Source organism: Aerococcus sp. L_32, from assembly GCF_050689315.1.
Genome location: NZ_JBOEQF010001092.1, coordinates 1 through 619, shown reverse-complemented (window position 1 = coordinate 619; position 619 = coordinate 1). Strand labels below are relative to the sequence as shown.

Here is a 619-nt window from a genome sequence, read left to right as displayed (position 1 = left end):
CTTGTGGACGAAGTCTTTATTAGACGATGTGCATTTTATTGCGACCGTCCCTAACCGTGAGCTATTAACTAAACAAGCAAGAGCCGTTTTGCCGAAAGAATTGGTATTTGCAGATGCAGTTCGAGCGAATGGTATCGGCAACGTCTTCGTCAGTAAGTTGTTAGAAGGGGACATTGAAGCAGTGGGTACCTTGATGGAAATGGACCAGTTGCATGAACCATTCCGGGCACAATTAGTGCCAGAATTAGGTGAAATCCGCCAAGTTTTGTCAAGAGTTGACGGGGTTTACGGGACTTACCTATCAGGTGCCGGCCCAACTATTATGACCCTTGTCCAAGCTACTGCCTCAGATCAAATTGTTGAAGCAATCAGCCAATTAAATCTTGACGTACAGATAAAGACACTTGACTTTGCCTCAGATGGGGTTATAGTAGAAGATATGTGATTTTAGACGATTGATAATGTTACGAGCATGTCAGACTGATATGCTCGTAGCATTTTTTGTTGCTTTGCTTTTTGGAAAATGGCTACTATCCGCCAACTTGGCTTGCAGCTTTGCCAAAAGTTTATACTTATGAAACATGCGGTGAACAGGCCTTTACATAAGTGAATCGAGGGG

General features: G+C 43.3%; 1 pseudogene. It reads left to right on the top strand.

From position 1 onward, the window contains the following. Window positions 1-445, top strand: a pseudogene (locus ACRCJ0_RS18335) (homoserine kinase); the annotation flags it as partial. Window positions 446-619 lie beyond the last annotated feature (174 nt).